This is a genomic window from Pedobacter psychrodurus (assembly GCF_032678585.1).
Taxonomy (GTDB): Bacteria; Bacteroidota; Bacteroidia; order Sphingobacteriales; family Sphingobacteriaceae; genus Pedobacter; species Pedobacter psychrodurus_A.
In genome coordinates, this window is sequence record NZ_JAVTSN010000041.1 from 49,244 (window position 1) to 66,310 (window position 17,067).

The 17,067-nt window shown below is 40.1% G+C and carries 15 protein-coding genes; 9 read left to right on the forward strand and 6 right to left on the reverse strand.

Annotated features, from left to right (window positions below):
• Positions 1-2: 2 nt before the first annotated feature.
• Positions 3-1,421 carry an arylsulfatase gene (locus R2S57_RS22985; RefSeq protein WP_316847286.1) on the forward strand — a complete coding sequence of 473 codons (1,419 nt, stop codon included), beginning with the start codon at positions 3-5 and terminating at the stop codon, positions 1,419-1,421.
• Positions 1,422-2,475: 1,054 nt separating this feature from the next.
• Here R2S57_RS22985 and R2S57_RS22990 read toward each other — a convergent pair.
• Positions 2,476-3,744, reverse strand: coding sequence for an Hsp70 family protein (locus R2S57_RS22990; protein ID WP_316847287.1), 1,269 nt, complete (start codon positions 3,742-3,744; stop codon positions 2,476-2,478).
• Positions 3,745-3,901: 157 nt separating this feature from the next.
• On the opposite strand from R2S57_RS22990, the gene R2S57_RS22995 reads away from it, so the two are divergent.
• Positions 3,902-4,870 (forward strand): hypothetical protein, encoded by a 969-nt coding sequence (locus tag R2S57_RS22995; protein WP_316847288.1) that lies wholly within the window; start codon positions 3,902-3,904, stop codon positions 4,868-4,870.
• 183 nt (positions 4,871-5,053) lie between these two features.
• Here the strand turns inward: R2S57_RS22995 and R2S57_RS23000 are convergent, their stop codons facing one another.
• Entirely contained in the window at positions 5,054-7,147 is a 2,094-nt protein-coding gene (locus R2S57_RS23000; protein ID WP_316847289.1) for an HRDC domain-containing protein, read from the reverse strand.
• A 470-nt stretch (positions 7,148-7,617) separates the two neighbouring features.
• On the opposite strand from R2S57_RS23000, the gene R2S57_RS23005 reads away from it, so the two are divergent.
• On the forward strand, positions 7,618-7,884 hold the full coding sequence (locus R2S57_RS23005) for a hypothetical protein (protein WP_316847290.1): 267 nt from the start codon (positions 7,618-7,620) through the stop codon (positions 7,882-7,884).
• A 130-nt stretch (positions 7,885-8,014) separates the two neighbouring features.
• Here the strand turns inward: R2S57_RS23005 and R2S57_RS23010 are convergent, their stop codons facing one another.
• Positions 8,015-8,437 (reverse strand): hypothetical protein, encoded by a 423-nt coding sequence (locus tag R2S57_RS23010; protein ID WP_316847291.1) that lies wholly within the window; start codon positions 8,435-8,437, stop codon positions 8,015-8,017.
• A 61-nt stretch (positions 8,438-8,498) separates the two neighbouring features.
• Entirely contained in the window at positions 8,499-8,738 is a 240-nt protein-coding gene (locus R2S57_RS23015) for a hypothetical protein (RefSeq protein WP_316847292.1), read from the reverse strand.
• Between the two features lie 277 nt (positions 8,739-9,015).
• Between R2S57_RS23015 and R2S57_RS23020 the strand changes: the two genes are divergently transcribed.
• The gene (locus tag R2S57_RS23020; RefSeq protein WP_316847293.1) at positions 9,016-10,218 is read left to right on the forward strand and encodes a TlpA disulfide reductase family protein; all 1,203 of its coding nucleotides are present in this window, start codon (positions 9,016-9,018) and stop codon (positions 10,216-10,218) included.
• Between the two features lie 198 nt (positions 10,219-10,416).
• Here R2S57_RS23020 and R2S57_RS23025 read toward each other — a convergent pair whose 3' ends face one another.
• Both R2S57_RS23025 and R2S57_RS23030 read right to left on the reverse strand, forming a co-directional pair.
• Positions 10,417-11,583 (reverse strand): carboxypeptidase-like regulatory domain-containing protein, encoded by a 1,167-nt coding sequence (locus tag R2S57_RS23025; RefSeq protein WP_316847294.1) that lies wholly within the window; start codon positions 11,581-11,583, stop codon positions 10,417-10,419.
• Between the two features lie 213 nt (positions 11,584-11,796).
• Positions 11,797-12,669, reverse strand: coding sequence for a LysR family transcriptional regulator (locus R2S57_RS23030; protein ID WP_316847295.1), 873 nt, complete (start codon positions 12,667-12,669; stop codon positions 11,797-11,799).
• A 147-nt stretch (positions 12,670-12,816) separates the two neighbouring features.
• Here R2S57_RS23030 and R2S57_RS23035 point away from each other — a divergent pair, with 147 nt between their 5' ends.
• From R2S57_RS23035 to R2S57_RS23055, 5 genes are all read left to right on the forward strand, one after another.
• Positions 12,817-13,725, forward strand: a complete 909-nt coding sequence (locus R2S57_RS23035) for an alpha/beta hydrolase (protein WP_316847296.1) — start codon at positions 12,817-12,819, stop codon at positions 13,723-13,725.
• A gap of 196 nt (positions 13,726-13,921) precedes the next feature.
• Positions 13,922-14,635 carry a DUF92 domain-containing protein gene (locus R2S57_RS23040; RefSeq protein ID WP_316847297.1) on the forward strand — a complete coding sequence of 238 codons (714 nt, stop codon included), beginning with the start codon at positions 13,922-13,924 and terminating at the stop codon, positions 14,633-14,635.
• Between the two features lie 90 nt (positions 14,636-14,725).
• The gene (locus R2S57_RS23045; RefSeq protein WP_316847298.1) at positions 14,726-15,502 is read left to right on the forward strand and encodes an ABC transporter ATP-binding protein; all 777 of its coding nucleotides are present in this window, start codon (positions 14,726-14,728) and stop codon (positions 15,500-15,502) included.
• 10 nt (positions 15,503-15,512) lie between these two features.
• The gene (locus tag R2S57_RS23050; RefSeq protein WP_316847299.1) at positions 15,513-16,262 is read left to right on the forward strand and encodes an ABC transporter permease; all 750 of its coding nucleotides are present in this window, start codon (positions 15,513-15,515) and stop codon (positions 16,260-16,262) included.
• A 113-nt stretch (positions 16,263-16,375) separates the two neighbouring features.
• Positions 16,376-16,780 (forward strand): heme-binding protein, encoded by a 405-nt coding sequence (locus R2S57_RS23055; protein ID WP_316847300.1) that lies wholly within the window; start codon positions 16,376-16,378, stop codon positions 16,778-16,780.
• Positions 16,781-17,067 lie beyond the last annotated feature (287 nt).

Here is a 17,067-nt window from a genome sequence, read left to right on the forward strand (position 1 = left end):
AGATGAAAAATGTATTAAGATTGATAGGCTTTGCGCTGCTTGCAGGTAGTTTAGCCACCGCACAGGCGCAAAGTAAAAAGAAGCCCAATATTATCTTTATCCTGGCGGATGATTTAGGCTATGGAAATGTACATAGCTTTAATCCCAATTCTAAAATCCCGACGCCAAATCTGGATAAACTGACTGAAGAGGGCATCAAGTTTACCCGATTTTATTCTGGAAATACCGTGTGTGCACCATCACGCTGTGCGTTAATGACGGGTTACACCATGGGGCATGCCTGGGTAAGGGGCAATGCCAAAGCAAAAGATGGCTTGGCCGCGCTACGCGCGCAGGATACCACCCTGGCGGAACGCCTAAAGGGAAACGGATATAAAACCGGTATGTTCGGTAAATGGGGCTTGGGCGATGAAGACAGTAAAGGTGCGCCACATTTAAAAGGTTTTGATAGTTTTTATGGATATCTCGATCAAGCGCATGCGCACGATTATTATACCAATCGCTTGTATGAAATTGTTGGGGGTAAAACGGTAGAAGTACCTGTTGATACCACAAAATATACCGAAGACCTGATTGTCAATAAAGCTGTTGATTTTATTAATGCAAATAAAGATCAGCCATTCTTTTTGTATATGCCTTTAACAGTGCCACATGCGGAGTTAAAAGTACCAGCAGAATTGTTGAAGAAGTTTCAAAATGCAGACGGATCAAGTAAATTTCCTCCTGAAACGCCCTTCGAGAAAAAAGGAAATTACGATAGTCAGGCACAGCCACATGCTGCTTTTGCGGCTATGGTGAATAAACTTGATGCCGATGTGGGTACCATTGTGGCCTTGATTAAAAAGTTAGGACTCGATAATGATACCTATATTTTCTTCACCAGTGATAACGGTCCGCATAAAGAGGGTGGGGCCGATCCGGTGTTTTTTAACAGCAGTGGTGAGTTTAGAGGGGTAAAAAGAGATTTATACGAAGGAGGCATCCGTGTACCGCTAATCGTTAGAGCACCTGGTAAAATTGCCGCCGGGCAGGTTAATCCTTCGCCATGGGCATTTTGGGATGTATTGCCAACATTGGGTGATTTAACTGGAACTGCATCGCCTAAAAATATAGATGGTTTGTCATTCTCTCCGCTGTTAAGTGGGAAAAAAGCAGTAAAAGAACATGATTATTTTTACTGGCAGTTTAACGAAAGTGGTTTAAAAGAGGCTTTAACCAAAGGCGACTGGAAACTGATCCGTTTTAAAGATAAAGGTACCACCGAAAAGTTGGAATTGTATAACTTAAAGACTGATATCGGAGAAAAGAACAACCTCGCAGGCAAAAATGCTGATACAGTAAAAGCACTTTATGCTTTAATGAAACAGGCCAAAACACCTGCAGAAAATCCGCGTTTTGATTGGTCGGAAATTGAAAAATAGATGAAAGTGATTAAGTCCGCTTTGGTTTTATGCTGTGTATTATGCTTTGGCTGTAAAAGTGATAAAGTGCAGCACAATACTAAAATCTTGAAATATAAACCTGCTGCTTGTTGTTCATCTAATCTGCCTTCGCGGTTTGGTTTGAAAAAACTAACCGATAAGGTAAGACTTTCTGGTGATGATCAAGCCTTATAGGCAAGCTAGAGAAGTCAAGTTTTGAAAACTTGACTTCTCTTTAAGATAATTTTGTCATTCTAATCCGATAGCTATCGGATGCAATGAAGAATCTTTCTACTATTCTGCGCTCTTATCTAAAAGCATAGATCATCCTTCGACTCCGCTCAGGATGACCCTATGAGGTTATGCTTTGTATACAGAATTCTTACCATTGGTAACGTAGTGGAGCGACAATTTTAATTCATGATCAGGAAATGAACGCACAGCAGTCCTTGGCGGTTTGCAGACCCGCCATTCGCTTATAGTCTTCGCTGCGGGCTATTCTGCTTTATCGCCTGCCTGCTGCAGGCAGGGGTTTAAGAACAAAGGTTTGTACGCCCTGCAACCCACCAAATGAAATATTGCTCTGGCCACATAGCCCCGGTTGAAGTGTTACCCTGCAGCGACGAGGTACGAGGAAGCGAAGCGTAAAAGCGAAAAACGGGAAGAAACGCATTGCATTGTTACAGGCACTGCGCTCCGCGTTTAAATCAGCTTTTTGTTTGTGTTCTAAGGGAATAAGATCTTAAGTTAAATGGTCTGTGTGGACACAGACCATGGCTTAAAGGTTTGTGTCCACGCTTTGTGCTCTCTGTGGGTTAAAAACTATTTTGGAACGAATTTTTGTTATGGTTTCGCTGCCAAATATTTTTACCATATAAGGCATTTGAGGGCATATAAGCTTTTATACTCATCATCTTAAATTAAATGATCCATAGCTTGCGCTCGTTTCACTAAAGAGTGCCTCAATAGCTGAACGATTTTATCGTTGTAAACGAAAAACTATCTAACGCTCGTTAGAAACGGGCATTAGCATAAAACTCAGAATAATAGGTTTTTAATTCTCAAACAGATAACCACTATAGGCTAACCCCTTGGCTACACTTTTAAAGTTATCGCCAGAGTTTAAAGGAATGTGCGGAAATTTGCGTTTAAAGAGGTTTTGTACGGCCGAAACCATCGATGTCCCTCCGGTTAAAAACAAACAGTCGATATCTTGTGGATTGATTTTATAAGTCTCCATAAACTGATCGAGGTAAGCATCGATTTTGTTGATGTCTTTTTCGATAATCGAATTGTATAGTTCGAGCGAAATATTTTCTTTAATCTCGATTTCCATATTGTTGTAAGCGAATGTAGAGAGTATCTGGTCGGAAAGTTCGATCTTTGTTTTCTCGATTGATCTGAATAAAGAATAGCCCAGGTTGTTTTCGATCAGCGTGATCAGGTTTTTAAATTTAGGATCGTTTCCGGAGTAATAATAGTATTCTTCAATCTCTTTCTGGATTTTTAAACCGTTAAAGAAATTCATTTTATCCCAGGTACAGATATTGGCGAAAAGTGATTTGGGTACATTTAAAACTTTACCAGGTGTAGCCTCATATATGGTGTTTTTGCCAAAGTATGGCGTACCCTTCTCCCACATAAAAGCAGAATCCAGACTATCACCACCAATGTAGATACCACCCGAGGCAATCATGTCATTTTTTCTGTCTTTGCTACCCACTTTATCCGGATCGAGAATGAGGTAGGTGAAATCTGTTGTACCGCCACCTAAATCGGCTACCAGCACACGTTCTTTCTTTGTAATTGTTTTCTCGTAGGCAAATGCCGCTCCAATAGGTTCGAACTGAAAACGTACATCAGTAAAACCTGCACTTTCTGCTGCTTTTTTTAACCGTGTTTGGGCCAGGGTATCTTTTTGGGTATTGTCGTCATCAAAGAAAACCGGGCGGCCGATAATCGCCTTGTGGCAATCTTCACCCGTAATCAGATCGGCTTTTTCTTTTAAGTCTTTCAAGATCAGTGTAACCAGATCAGATGCTGTATACCGTTTATTGTGGATACGGGTTTCGGTAAAGGTGGTTCTAGAAAGAATCTGTTTAATAGATTTAATAAAGCGGCCTTTCATGCCATCGCTCAGGTAAGCATCTATTGCTTTTTCGCCTACAATGTGGTTTTCGCCATCGATGATGCTTTTTACTTCTGTAAAATAGATCAACGAGGGGATTGAAATCGTATCTACAATTTCTTTCTTTTCTTCATCATAGATAGAAAGGGCGGAGTTGGTTGTTCCAAAATCGATTCCGTATAAAAACTTACTCATGGGCTTGGTGTGTTGTGCTTGTGGCAACTAAAATGGGGTTGCGAAAGTATTAAAAAAAAGCGAAGCCTGAAAGGTTTTTAAGCTAAAAATATCCCTCATAAATAAAACCTTATTCACTATATTTAAAAAACATTCACGCTTTAAAATTAAATCGCAGTTGAAAACCACTAAACTCTTTTTACTGGGCTTAATTTTCCAGATTTTGTGCCTAAACGCCGTTTCTTTTGCGCAGAAAAATACACCAGATACTGTAAAAACTGGAATTTATGTAACCAGTATTCACGATATTGATTTCAAAGACAAAGAATATACCGTAAACTTTTGGCTATGGCTGAAATATAAAAATAAAGACTTTAATTTTGCTGATAATCTTGAAGTTCCGCAGGCTAAAACAGTAACAAAATCATTTTCGACCATCGATACGAGTGGAAGTGAAGTATATATGCTGATGAAACTGCAATGTGTAATGAAAGATTCGTGGGCGATCGATAATTTTCCTTTTGATCATCAGTTGTTGCGGCTATCTATCGAAAATTCTCAATTTGATTCTGCATCCCTAGTATTTATGCCCGATACCTTGGGCAAGCAGTTTGATCCCAGGTTTACCTTACGTGGATGGAATATCGACAGTTTAAAAACCACTTCGGCAAATAAAATCTATGAAACGGCTTTTGGCGATCCGAGTATCAAAGTGCCGAGAACAGAATACAGTAGCTATAAAGTGAGGATCGGGATCAGCAGGGATGCTTTTGGGCTTTTCTGGAAAATGTTTTTAGGTATGTATGTGGCTTTTTTAATTGCTTACATGTGTTTTTATATTCATGCCGATAGCATCGATTCGCGTTTTGGCTTAAGTGTGGGTTCTCTTTTTGCGGTAATCGGAAATAAATACATTATTGATGGTTCGTTACCCGAATCTACCACTTTTACCCTGGTTGATACCCTACATGGAATTACCCTGATATTTATTTTGGTGGTGATAGTATCAACGGCCTTTTCCCTCAAAATGATCAAAAGAGGTGAGGAAAAGAAAGCCCAAAAGTTTGATAGGTTTTTTTCTATTGTGCTTTTGGCCGTTTACATCATCTTAAATGTCTTCTTTATTCTAAAAGCGATCAATGCGTAATTCATTGGCTCGATTTGGTAGTTGAAACTATGCACTTTCAGCGCAAGACTTTCAGTTTCTACAAAATTCATATCTTTTTGCCACAGATTGGCAGATTTTTCTAATCTGAGAATCTGTGGCTTTTTTAACAACGAATTTAGTTTTTCATTAAATCTGTAGATTTTCAATCTACAGTGATTAAGCTTAAAACAATTCACTGGTGCCCAAATGGGCATTTACAATACGGGTAATCTGCTGGCCAAGTTCTTTTGCATTGCCAATACCTACGCTTTTAAGTGCGGCCAGTTGGTCGGTTGTTCTGGGCATCCGTTCGGCAATAGAAAGCAGTGCTAAATCAGATAATACGGCATAATCTTGCGTTCCGCGTTGTATGGCAATGGTTTTGCGCCATTCGACCAGGTTTTTATATACCTGTGGATTGGAAATTTCTTTGGGTTTAATACTCGATTTAACAGGTTTTTTTGCAGGTTGCTTATTGCTCGCGGCATGTAAGGTGCTGATGTAATCTTTGATGGAAAAAGGGTTCCAGGAAATCTTAAATAAAGATAACTTGATCTGGAGGGCATCTTTACAATCGTTTAATGTGGCGAGCAGCTTATCGGAGTGGGTATCGTTGTAAAAATTGATGGCCACTATTCTGGCGATGAGGGTCATAACCTGTTCCAGTTTCGGTACGAAATAATCAGATGCCTTCTGCAAACGTTCCATAAAAGCGATTTCGTTTGCAGGGTTTTCGTGTGTACTTATTTTCGAAAACTCTTTGGCAATAAAGTTTCTGGCCACTTTGAAGATTTCATTTTGGAGGATCTGATTTCCCTGCTCGTAAATCGATAAAAAGGCATTTTTTTCATCTTTATCAATGAGTTTAGAGCGGCCAAGTTTTTCCCAGTCTTTGGCAACAAGTGAAAAATCCAACAACTCATGGATCAATCCCCAGGCATATTGCTGGCTATAACGTGCCAATAACTCGGGCGTAGGTTTATCCTGATGGCTGGCTTTTGTGAAATCAATTACTTTGGCATCGGTAATGATGTTTTCGGCAATTACAGGCGATTTTAGAATCAAGCCTTCCAGACTTCTGCATCGGCTCAAGGCTACGTAGGCCTGTCCGTGGGTAAACGCGGTGCTTACATCTACAATTGCCTGATCGAAGGTTAATCCCTGACTTTTATGTACGGTAATGGCCCAGGCTAGTTTAAAGGGATATTGGGAAAATGATCCTGTACTGGTTTCGTCGATTTTATTTTCTTCGTCGCTAAGGCTATATTTAACGCTCTGCCAGATTTCCTTTTCTACTTCAATTTCTCTGCCATCGCTGGTAAAACTCACTTTTATCGAATCTTTATCAATCGCGGTAATTTTTGCCGCTTTACCGTTGTAAAACTGCTTTTTACCCGACGAATCATTTTTAATGAAGATCACCTGTGCACCCAGTTTTAACTGCAGTTTCTCGTCGGTAGGATAGGCATCTTTTGGGAAATCGCCACTAACAGCGGCATTGAATTCAAAAATTTCTCCGGGTAATTTTTCCAGGCAGCCCTGGTTAATTTCGTTAACCAATTGGTTGTGGGTAGTCAATGTAATATAATCATCTTTCCATTCCTGATCTAAAGAGGGATCGTAACGCTCATTCAGTTTTTGAAGGAGCCTGGTATCGAGGTTATTTTCTCTCATGCCGTTCAGGATATCCAGAAATACGGGATCCGACTGGCGGTATACTTTATCCAATGTAAAAGTAAGCATTGGCGTAGCGCGGAAAATCAAACTGTCGAAAAAATACGGACTGGCATAATAAGCGCCCAAAATGTGCCAGGCATCATGAAAGATAGGAGAGAGCTGGTACAGATCACCGATCATTAATACCTGTACACCACCGAAGGGACGGTTAGATCCTTTAACCCGCTTTAAGGTACGATCGATAAAATCGATAATATCTACCCTCACCATACTGATCTCATCTATAATTAAAAGATCAAGACAGCGTAGTAATCTTGTTTTTTCGTCAGAATATTTAAAATTGGTATCGGCGTTTTCATCAACAACCGGAACCAATGGACCGAAAGGAATCTGAAAAAACGAATGTAAGGTAACTCCACCTGCATTAATTGCAGCAACAGCGGTTGGGGCTACAATGGCAAAATTCTTTTTGGTAGTATCCCTAATTTTGCGGAGCAGGGTTGTTTTACCTGTTCCAGCTTTACCGGTTAAAAAAACAGGCTGATTGGTGGTGGCTAAAAAATCTAAAAGGAGTTGGTTGTCCGGATCGGGGATATTCATATCAGTTACAAAAATAACCTATTCGAAATTTATTTGAGGATAGATTTCAGGATGTTTTATCCACATTGCAATTGATTCTTGCGTTAGGCAATATTCTCGAGTGACCAAACAGCAAGACGGCTAAGAAATAGATATATCGGAAAAAAATGTTCATTGGGCTAAAATCTGCTAAATAACCAAATTATAATTAAGGCCTAAATATATCGATCCCTTAGGTAATGAAAAAGGCTGTTTTGATATTCGGCCGTTTTCAATCCATATCCGTCGATTCTGGGAATAACCCGAAACGGATGTTCATTCCTGTGTTTCTCTTTTGCAGTTTTTTTACTTTAGCTAACGGATATCAGTTGAAATCTACCGAATGTAGATTTGGTGTTTTTTTCTGACCGTTTTCTTTTGAAATTCACTTGTGAAAGCAAGGGCCATCTGCCCTTTGAAATAAATAAATTTTAATTAATAAATCAGAAAACATGAAACGTTTATTTGTTGTATTGGTATGCACAGTAATGGGTTTTAGTACCCTGACATCAATGGGAAAGCCCCAAAAGCCCTTGTTTGAAAAGGCTCCGGCAGGTAAAGCTGTAGGGGGAGATATAACCTCAAGAAGAAAAACAACCGCGTATATTTTTCATCTCACCTGCGGTGATGTTATTGTAAATGTTTACAATGATGCCGTAAATGCCCCTGGAGTAATGAGCGGTATTTGGAACCATTTGAACGACCAGAATTGTAAGTAGTTTTATGATGGTAATCAAGTGTTCTTTAGGTACCTAAAGTAAGAAATCGCTATCGGTAAAGGTTCTGTCATTTACCGATAGCCATCTTTAGAAAAAAGGAGGGATGGCCTTTTATCAGTAAAACATTGGCTTAAAAAAAGATGTCGATGTAATCGGTGGTTTCGCCATCGCAATTGAGCATCTGCTGCAACCGCCAATATTTTCTTACCCCGCTTGCCTTAAAAGTAAAAAGCCCCGTAAGTTCACAGGGCTGCCCGTTATTGTTGGAATTGATTTTGGAAATAATTTTTCCATTAAATTTTAGCGTTCGACCCTGATTAAGGAAGGTGCCTTTTATCGTTACATACTCTTGTGTGTTCGGATCTCTTTGTTCTCCTTCGATACTGTACTCATCTTTGCCTATCGGCTTGATGTTTACCCTTCCTGGTGTATTTTCATTAAAACTTATCCATTGGATGGTAAAAGGATGCCAGCCTTTTCGGACGGGTTTCACCTGCGCTTGAGCATGGCTGGTGATTAAGAAAAGCGATGCGATAATCACAATATATTTCATAAGGGCAAACTTAAGCGTTCGGAAAAGATTAAACAATAGTTTTCTAGAGTGGGCTTGAGAACTAACTGTGACCTGTTTCTGCAATATATTCGGGATCGATAGTTAAGGAAGAACGCTCCGGGGCATTTTCCAGGTAAGCCACCTCTACTTCGTTCAGATAAAGCTTAAGTTTCGAAATCCGATCGGTTACCACTGCTTTTTGCTGCTCACTGTGTTCTGGCGCACCATCCATAGCTTTAACCGTATCAATGGCATAATCTATAAACCGTTTTACGTTTTCTGAAAGAAGTAATTTTTCCATGTTTTTCTGTTTTTAACTTATCCTAATACAAATTTGTGGTGGTTTGGTTTTAGCCAGAGCGTTATTATTTGTGCTATGGGTTTTATTGCTTAAGTTTATTGTTGGCATCCCTTTATTAGTGATATTCAAATTAAAGATTTTTATGATTAAGTGTCAAAAGGAAACTTGAGAATTAACCCGTGTGATTTAGAGATGGCCAGATTTTTATAGTTGTGCAGAATGTAGCATGATGTAATTTTGCTGATTTTTTTTATTTTCCGTTCATTAAATTCTGGATATGTTCAGGTATGTGTTTTTTTTAGCTTTAATATTTCTTTTTCCATTTATCGGCCAGTCTCAGGTTAAGGTTGGCGAACAGGCACCCCATATTGAAATTACCTCATGGATTAAAAACGTTCCGGAAATTAAAGATTTAAAGAACAAGTTTATTGTAATTGATTTTTGGGCTACCTGGTGTGCACCCTGCCTGGAAACCGTGCCACATATCAATAATTTAGTTGCAAAAAATATATCGAATAAAAATCTGGTGTTTTTGGCAATGACCGACGAAAAGGAAGAGAAAGTAAACTGGCTGTTAAAAAGAGTCCAGTTTTCGGCTGCTGTAGTGACTGACGTTTCCAGGCAGACGTTTGATGATTTTAATGTCAAGTTTATTCCCTTATGCGTGATGATAGATGATACTGGGATCGTGAGGTGGGTAGGTAATCCGGGCGAATTAAGTAATGAGATAATTCAGGGAATCAGGGAGGAAAAACCTGTTCCGCTGTCTCCTGAGAAAAAAACGTTGATGGTTGCAAAAGAAGTAGATGAATTGTACGCTTCACTAACAACAAAATACGCCACTTACATTAATGATAAGGATCTTAAAGAATATTTTAGCATGACACTATCAATGTTCAGCCGCAATCCTTCTTCTTTTTTAAACAAGAGTAATTCGTCGTACAACGAGATGATTATCAGTAATGGCCTTCCCCATAGTTTGGCTGCTCTTTTTGATGTTTCAGAAAGCCAGATTATTTTACCAGAAAAGTTTTCAAAAACCTACATTTCCTATTGTTATAAAAGCGAAAAAAAAACTGCAGCGAAACAGGTATCTAACGTAATTCTCGATGAACTCAATCTGAAACCCGTTGTTACAGACAGTTTAATAGAGGTTTTCCAGTTTGAAGTTTCAGATCAAGAACTGTTGCGCAAGTTTGCACCGTCTGGATTGTCAACCGCACAGGTTGGGCATAGCTCGTGGTCAAAAAGTTATATTGGCATTGATCACGAAAAATTTGATAAGTTGGTGAAATTAGTTGAAGATAAATTTCAAAAACCTGTTTTTTTAAAACAGAATAATATTTTTGAAGACAAAATGTCGATAACGGTCAAAGTTGAGCATGAGGAAGATTTAATTCAATCGCTGGCATCTTATGGAATAAAAGCGATAGTTGTTAAAAAGAAAATGCCTGTATACCACTTTAAAGAAAGAAACTAAATCGGGACATTCAGAACGATCCTATTTTCAGTAGAAATTTTTCGATGACAATTAAATATGATAACCTGTCGGCGCTAACCAGATCGCTTAAACACTATGGTATAAAAGTAACAACAGTTAAACGGAAAATGCCTATCTATCGGTTCGAACAAAAGGGGTAGTGTTACTTTTTCGATAGCGGAAAAAATAATCAACAAGCTATTTTTTGATCTCTGGAGGCAAATATTCGAAAGGCAGCTGATCAGCCAGGCGTTTTTCAGACCAATAGCCCCTAATGAGAAAAGTTTTGTAACCTGTATAAACACTTCCCCTTTCATCAATCAGTGCTTCTTTTAAATACAATAATAACTGAGAGTTTTTTCCGCTTGCATCAACTGCCGGGAATCCGATCTCGTTAGGCATTTTCTCATTTAATATTTTCAGATCTGTTTCAGCTGTTTCTGGTAGCTGTTTTTTCAAACGTATGGCTTTGCTTAAGTTAAAGCTAATATTCAGCGCATTAAATTTGTAAGACACAAAGGAACTATCCAGCCTGGTGACAAATTTGCTTAGTTTCACTGGATTAGGGATCATGTAAGCTCTGGGATCAAATATATTACTGCTCTTTACCATCTGATTTGCAACAAAACCTTCTTCCAGCAGTGTATTCGTATATACTGATCTTAAAAAATGCATGGAAGAACCTAAGTATGCCTTCAACCTATTTTGCTCCCAAATCTTTCGCTGTTCTTTGGTTCCTTCCATTTCTTCAAAACTGCTGTCGCCATCAAAAGAAGTGATATGACTTTTTGTGCTGTATTCAAACGAACGTAGCAGGTATTTTATCCTGTAGCCCAATAGGTTATTTTCAATGATGATTAAATCATCAGCTTCCGCTTTCAATGTCAAATTATTGGGATTGGTTTCCTTGCCATTTAAGGCGATCACTTCTGGATTAACGATAAAACATTTTTTTTTATCTGCTGATTTCCCCAGGAACTGCGCTTTAAATATATTGAGGTAACGCTCGCGGTTCTTATCCGTTGTGATGTTAACTTCATTGAGGGTGATGGATTTTATCTGTAGTTTGATCAACACGCTTGCAGACCTATCGTGTAAAGTCATGGCCAGGGACGGGCTGTTGTATCCAAGCATTTTTGTGGAGATAATATAATTTCCTGCCTGCATATCCGCAAATGTAAAGTGGCCTGTGGCATCTGTTGCGGTAATTTTCTGAGCACCGCTAATAAATACTGTGGCACCCTGTAGGGGTTTGTTGTCTTCATCCGTCACCGTTCCTGAAATGTTGTATAGCTCCTGAGCAAAGAGGGCAGGGCTTATGGTCACATTAAAAATAAAAAGTAATCCGAATAACAAATGTTTCATAAATGTTGATCTTCATTTAGTTTATATCAATATAGCGATTAGTGAATCTGCCATACGATCTTGAAAAATCCTGTAGTAAGTTCGCCAAATTTTAATGATTTTTTATAATACAGCTATTTGATTTTCTGTAGTCTGCATTTTGCTGCCCGAATGCCCCGGGAAGACTGATCACAGGCAAGAAAAAAAACCTGTTTAAATTTTGTGCTCGGGTAATCATTTTTTTTCCTGATCAATACATAAGCTGATAAAGGCCTTTAATGCCGGTGATGGCGGCAGGTCTTTTCTAAAAGTAAGTACTGTTGTCATCAGGCCCAGTTCTTTGGACAGCGGGAAGGTCTTTATTTTCCTGTTGGCATAAAAGGTGGTGATGATCTCTTTGGGAAGAAAGCTAAAGCCGATACCCGACTCAATGAAGTTGACCACGCCCTCTATCGAATTCATTACGGTTTTGTGGTATTGAGCTACCCCTTTGCTAACCAGCCATGATTCGAGCCTCGCCCTGAATACACAGCCCTGGTCGAACACGATTGCCTTTAACGGATTTCTTTTTAAAAGATCTTCCAGCCCCGTGCAGTCCTCAGGTACTACGGCAACCACCTCTTCATCTTTGATCCAAATCTGATCCAGTTCGGGTACATCCAGCGGCGCGGGAACAAATGCAGCATCCAAACGGTAATTCAGCACATCGCTGATCAGTGTATCGCGCATGGCTGATTTGAACTCCAGGTCGACAAATGGAAACTTCAGCGCGAGCTGGTTAACGAGTTCAGGCCCTTTGGTGGCCATCAGGGTTTCCAGCGCACCGATTTTTACCTGCCCCTTCACTTCTTCTGTTTTCCCGACCGATCGCTTTGCCTCATCTATTAAGTGGTTTAGTTTTTTGCTATATACCATTAGGGTTTCGCCTGCAGGTGTGAGCTGGACTTTACGGGAAGACCGGTCGAAAAGAATGGCCCCGAATTCTTCCTCCAGACTTTTTATCCTTGCGGTAACGTTAGATTGGACAGTGAACATGGCCTCGGCCGCTTTGGTAAAACTGCCATGATGTGCAACTGCTTCGAAGAGATTAAGATCATTGGTATTCATTAATCGTAATTTGTGATAGCTTGCATCTTATTAAATCATTTTGTTTGATTAAAGGTAGTATCTACTTTTGAGAAAAGAAAGAAAATGATAAAAAATAAACTGGCCGCTATTGTAATGGTGGCTCTTTTACTATCTAATTCAAACATTATGGCACAATTAAAAACAACCGCAAAAAATCTGGCAGAAAGTGCTGCAGGAGAGATCCATTACCGTAAGGTGAGTGCAAACGGGCAAAATATTTTTTACCGGGAGGCTGGGCCTGCCGGGGCGCCAACTATTTTATTGTTGCACGGGTACCCAACATCCTCCCACATGTTCCGTGAACTGATCCCCATGCTCAGTGGTCAATATCATGTTGTTGCGCCCGATCTGCCTGGCTTTGGCTACAGCGATGCGCCTGATCGGAGTGAATTTGCTTATACGTTTGACAACCTTGCCAAAACCATGCAGTCATTCATTGATGTACTGAAGCTTAAAAGATTTGCAATTTATGTATTCGATTATGGTGCCCCTACGGGTTTCCGTTTGGCAATGGCAAACCCTGAAAAGATTACTGGTATCATTTCCCAGAATGGGAATGCTTATCTGGAGGGCCTCAGTACGGGCTGGAACCCCATCCAAAAATACTGGGAAAATGAAACACAGGAAAACAGGGAGGCCCTGAGGGGATTCTTAACAAAGGAGGGAACCAAATTCCAGTATTTAACAGGTGTTGATGATACCACGCTGGTGGCGCCTGAATCTTATACCTTAGATCAGTATTTTTTGGACCGTCCCGGATCGGATGAAATACAGCTTGATCTTTTAAAAGATTACAAAACCAATGTGGCACTATATCCTAAATTCCAGGAATATTTCAGGACTTACCAGCCTAAATTTTTGGCTGTTTGGGGAAATAAAGATCCTTTCTTTTTGCCTCCGGGAGCGGAAGCTTATAAAAGGGACATTCCGGAAGCTATAGTGAAATTCTATAATACCGGACATTTTGCGCTTGAAACCCATGTTAAACAGATTGGGAAGGATATCCTGGAGTTTCTGGCAGCACTGCCCAGATAGTGCTATTAAATAAGATGAAGATAGGCATGCCCGGTTATTTACCGGGCATGTTTGCTTTAGTGTTATGCTAAACGACTACAAAATCAGCAGAAAATAGATGAGGTGTATGGTCTTTTGAAAAGACAGTTTAGATTTTAATGCAGGAAAAAAATATAAATTTGGAGAATAATATCCAGTAATTAATTTCTTTTGCAACATGTCTAATAGCAGTATCTTTTTGCCTCTGATCATTTTTGTAGGGATGGCATATGCTATACTGGCGAAAAAGCTGACCGTTCTGGCAGCTTTTACTGGTGGATTAGTGGCTTGTATTATTTACCTGGCATCGGGTTATACAGGTGTTGCAATGATGACTATATTTTTTATCCTGGGTTCTGTGGCCACTTCCTGGCAAGGGCATAAAAAGCGGGCATTTGCGACTGTGGAGGAAACTGGAAAAGGACGTACTGCGCTGCAGGTTTTAGCCAATTCGGGTGTTCCGGCTATTGCGGGTTTGGTGATCATATGGTATCCTAACCTACGCGATTTAATGGTGCTGGTAATGGCTGCGGCTTTTGCTTCGGCTACGGCCGATACGTTGTCTTCGGAGCTGGGTATGGTTTACGGGAGGCGATTTTTTAATATTCTAACGCTTAAACCCGACAGCTGTGGGATGGATGGGGTGATCAGCCTGGAAGGAACGTTGATCGGTGTAGCGGGCAGTTGTGTTATTGCTGTACTTTATGGTTTAGGATTTGGATGGGAAATGGGTTTTATTTTTATCGTTTTTGCGGGTACAATAGGTAATCTGACTGATTCTGTATTGGGGGCTTTGCTGGAAAGGAAAGGGTTGATCGAAAATGATGCGGTAAATTTTTTAAATACTTTGACGGCGGGGCTCGTGGTGATGTTGTTGAAAGGGTTGATTTGATTAATGGTACAGTTCTTCTTTGTAAGAAAAGAGCATCTTTTTTTCAAGAACAAGATTATTGAATAGTACCTAAATTTATATCTTTGAGATATGGACAACAGTCAATGCCTTTTAAATGTTGAAAATCTTTCCGTTAATTATGGGGATTTCGAGGCGGTGAAAAACATTAGCTTCAGTGTTTTGCCTGGAGAAATATTCGGTTTGCTCGGCCCAAACGGAGCTGGTAAAACCAGTACGTTGAGCGCAATAGAAGGCCTGGTGAAGTTTTCTTCAGGTACGATCATTGTTGATGGTTATGATGTCATTAAAAATCCACTTCACGCACGTGCGGCCATGGGCGTACAGTTGCAGTCAACTACTTTTCAGCCTGAACTGAACGTGGTGCAGATACTGCAGCTGTTCTCGGGTATATATGGCGTGCCGTTGGATAAAAATGGGATAACCCGGGTTTTAAAGGAAATCCAGCTGGAAGATGCTGCCAACAGAAGGTTTGCGCAACTATCAGGTGGGCAGCAGCAACGTTTATCGCTGATCATCTCCACCATACATAATCCACGCCTGGTGATGTTGGATGAACCGACCACAGGACTTGACCCACAGTCGCGCAGACAGTTGTGGGAACGTATTGAGGCCATCCGTAAAAGTGGTCATGCTGTTTTATTGACTACCCATTCAATGGAGGAAGCGGAAGCCATATGCGACCGTATTGCTATTGTTGACCACGGTAAGATTATTAGCATCGATGAACCTCAGGCGCTGATCGAAAAACACCGTAACGACCCAGAGGTTATCGCTGTTTCCCGTCGTGGAAAAATTACTTTGGAAGACGTATTTATTGCATTAACCGGCCGCGAAGTGCGCGCCTAAAACTTTTCAGATGTCGGTATCAATCCCTAAAACGACTACAGCCTTAATGGCATTACTAAAGGCGGACTTTGCTGTGCTACGTGCCAACCGCCGCTCCGCTATCCTGGCACTGCTTGTGCCTGTAATTATTTTAATATCTTGGAAACCGCTTATCCCTAAACTGGGGGGCGCTTATGCGCTATCTTCTGCCATTACATTTGGTTTGATGGCAATAGGCTTGATGGGATATTCTATTACAGTAGCAAGAGACAGAGATAAAGGGATATTTCAACGGTTAAGGGTTGCGCCGGTGCCCACCTGGGCAATTATGGCCAGCAGACTGGCCATACAACTCTTTATGATTATACTGCTTACTTTACTCATTTTTATTATTGGTAAAACGTATGATGGTGTTACCTTAACCTTTGGAGGCTATGTAATCACGTTTTTTGTCGCTTTTTTGGGCGGTGCGGTTTACCTGTCACTAGGGCAACTGATTGTTGGCCTGATTAAAAACCCTGAAACGGTTAATGCTACTACCCGGATGGTGTATTTTATTTTCATTATGGTGGGTATGTTTGGCGAATTGGGTACCCTTGGAGAACACGTCAAAACATACATACATTATTCTCCCTATGGTGCGGTAAAAATGATGCTGGCTACCAGTATGACCCCACAAACATGGTCTTCAGCTACCAGTACCGCAGTACTGATATCTATCGGCTATGCCATCCTATTTGCCGGTATCGGGATAAGATTATTTAAGTGGAATACCAAATGATATAATAGGTGACTGCTATCGAATATTCTGCTGAAGAATAACAAAAACTTTGTGTACCAGAACAATATACTTTTAATGATGTTAATCAAATACATTTAATCAAGATTAAACATATGAGCTTAACATTAGAAATCGTAGAAAAATTATCTTCGGCAGCCAAGGCCAAAGCGAAAGAGATTGGCGTACCCATGAATATTGCTGTTGTTGATGAAGGTGCCAATTTGAAAGCATTTCACCGAATGGACAATGCCTGGCTTGGATCAATTGATATTTCCATTAAAAAAGCAAAGACTGCAAGGTTTTTTGATATGGATTCGGGCGAAATTGGAAAGCTTTCACAACCTGGGCAACCTTTATACAATATTGAGCATTCAAATGGTGGTTTGATCACATTTCCGGGTGGTGTGGTTTTGAGAAATGAAAATGGTCAGGTAATCGGCGCGATCGGAGTTTCAGGTGGAACCGTTGATCAGGATCATGAAGTAGCTACTGCCGGTGCTGACGCATTAAAGTCATAAAATATGATGTTAGGGGAAGCAATTCTCCTAACATTCTACAGTTTTCGTGTTGAAAAGATTGCCCTGCTAATTAATAAAAGGATTACTCTTGATAAGGCTATACAGGGTAAATTTCCGGATGCCAAATCAGGTCTTTTCCAGGGTATTATTTTATTATGAGATGACACTCCATTGTCTCAAATGAGAAGCCCAGTGCTGGGTTTTAAAATCCCCTTCCACATTCATCATTTTACTAAAAAGGAAACAGAGAATAGTAGCTGTGCCTCTGTATAAAAAATCTGAATCCG

Excerpts from the sequence above, each read along its gene's own strand:
- R2S57_RS23025 (WP_316847294.1), bottom strand. The coding sequence starts at position 11,583 with ATGAAACATTTGTTATTCGGATTACTTTTTATTTTTAATGTGACCATA.
- R2S57_RS23055 (WP_316847300.1), top strand. The coding sequence starts at position 16,376 with ATGAGCTTAACATTAGAAATCGTAGAAAAATTATCTTCGGCAGCCAAG.
- R2S57_RS22985 (WP_316847286.1), top strand. The coding sequence starts at position 3 with ATGAAAAATGTATTAAGATTGATAGGCTTTGCGCTGCTTGCAGGTAGT.
- R2S57_RS23005 (WP_316847290.1), top strand. The coding sequence starts at position 7,618 with ATGAAACGTTTATTTGTTGTATTGGTATGCACAGTAATGGGTTTTAGT.
- R2S57_RS23030 (WP_316847295.1), bottom strand. The coding sequence starts at position 12,669 with ATGAATACCAATGATCTTAATCTCTTCGAAGCAGTTGCACATCATGGC.
- R2S57_RS23045 (WP_316847298.1), top strand. The coding sequence starts at position 14,726 with ATGGACAACAGTCAATGCCTTTTAAATGTTGAAAATCTTTCCGTTAAT.
- R2S57_RS23020 (WP_316847293.1), top strand. The coding sequence starts at position 9,016 with ATGTTCAGGTATGTGTTTTTTTTAGCTTTAATATTTCTTTTTCCATTT.
- R2S57_RS23000 (WP_316847289.1), bottom strand. The coding sequence starts at position 7,147 with ATGAATATCCCCGATCCGGACAACCAACTCCTTTTAGATTTTTTAGCC.
- R2S57_RS23010 (WP_316847291.1), bottom strand. The coding sequence starts at position 8,437 with ATGAAATATATTGTGATTATCGCATCGCTTTTCTTAATCACCAGCCAT.
- R2S57_RS23050 (WP_316847299.1), top strand. The coding sequence starts at position 15,513 with ATGTCGGTATCAATCCCTAAAACGACTACAGCCTTAATGGCATTACTA.
- R2S57_RS23035 (WP_316847296.1), top strand. The coding sequence starts at position 12,817 with ATGGCACAATTAAAAACAACCGCAAAAAATCTGGCAGAAAGTGCTGCA.
- R2S57_RS23040 (WP_316847297.1), top strand. The coding sequence starts at position 13,922 with ATGTCTAATAGCAGTATCTTTTTGCCTCTGATCATTTTTGTAGGGATG.
- R2S57_RS22990 (WP_316847287.1), bottom strand. The coding sequence starts at position 3,744 with ATGAGTAAGTTTTTATACGGAATCGATTTTGGAACAACCAACTCCGCC.
- R2S57_RS23015 (WP_316847292.1), bottom strand. The coding sequence starts at position 8,738 with ATGGAAAAATTACTTCTTTCAGAAAACGTAAAACGGTTTATAGATTAT.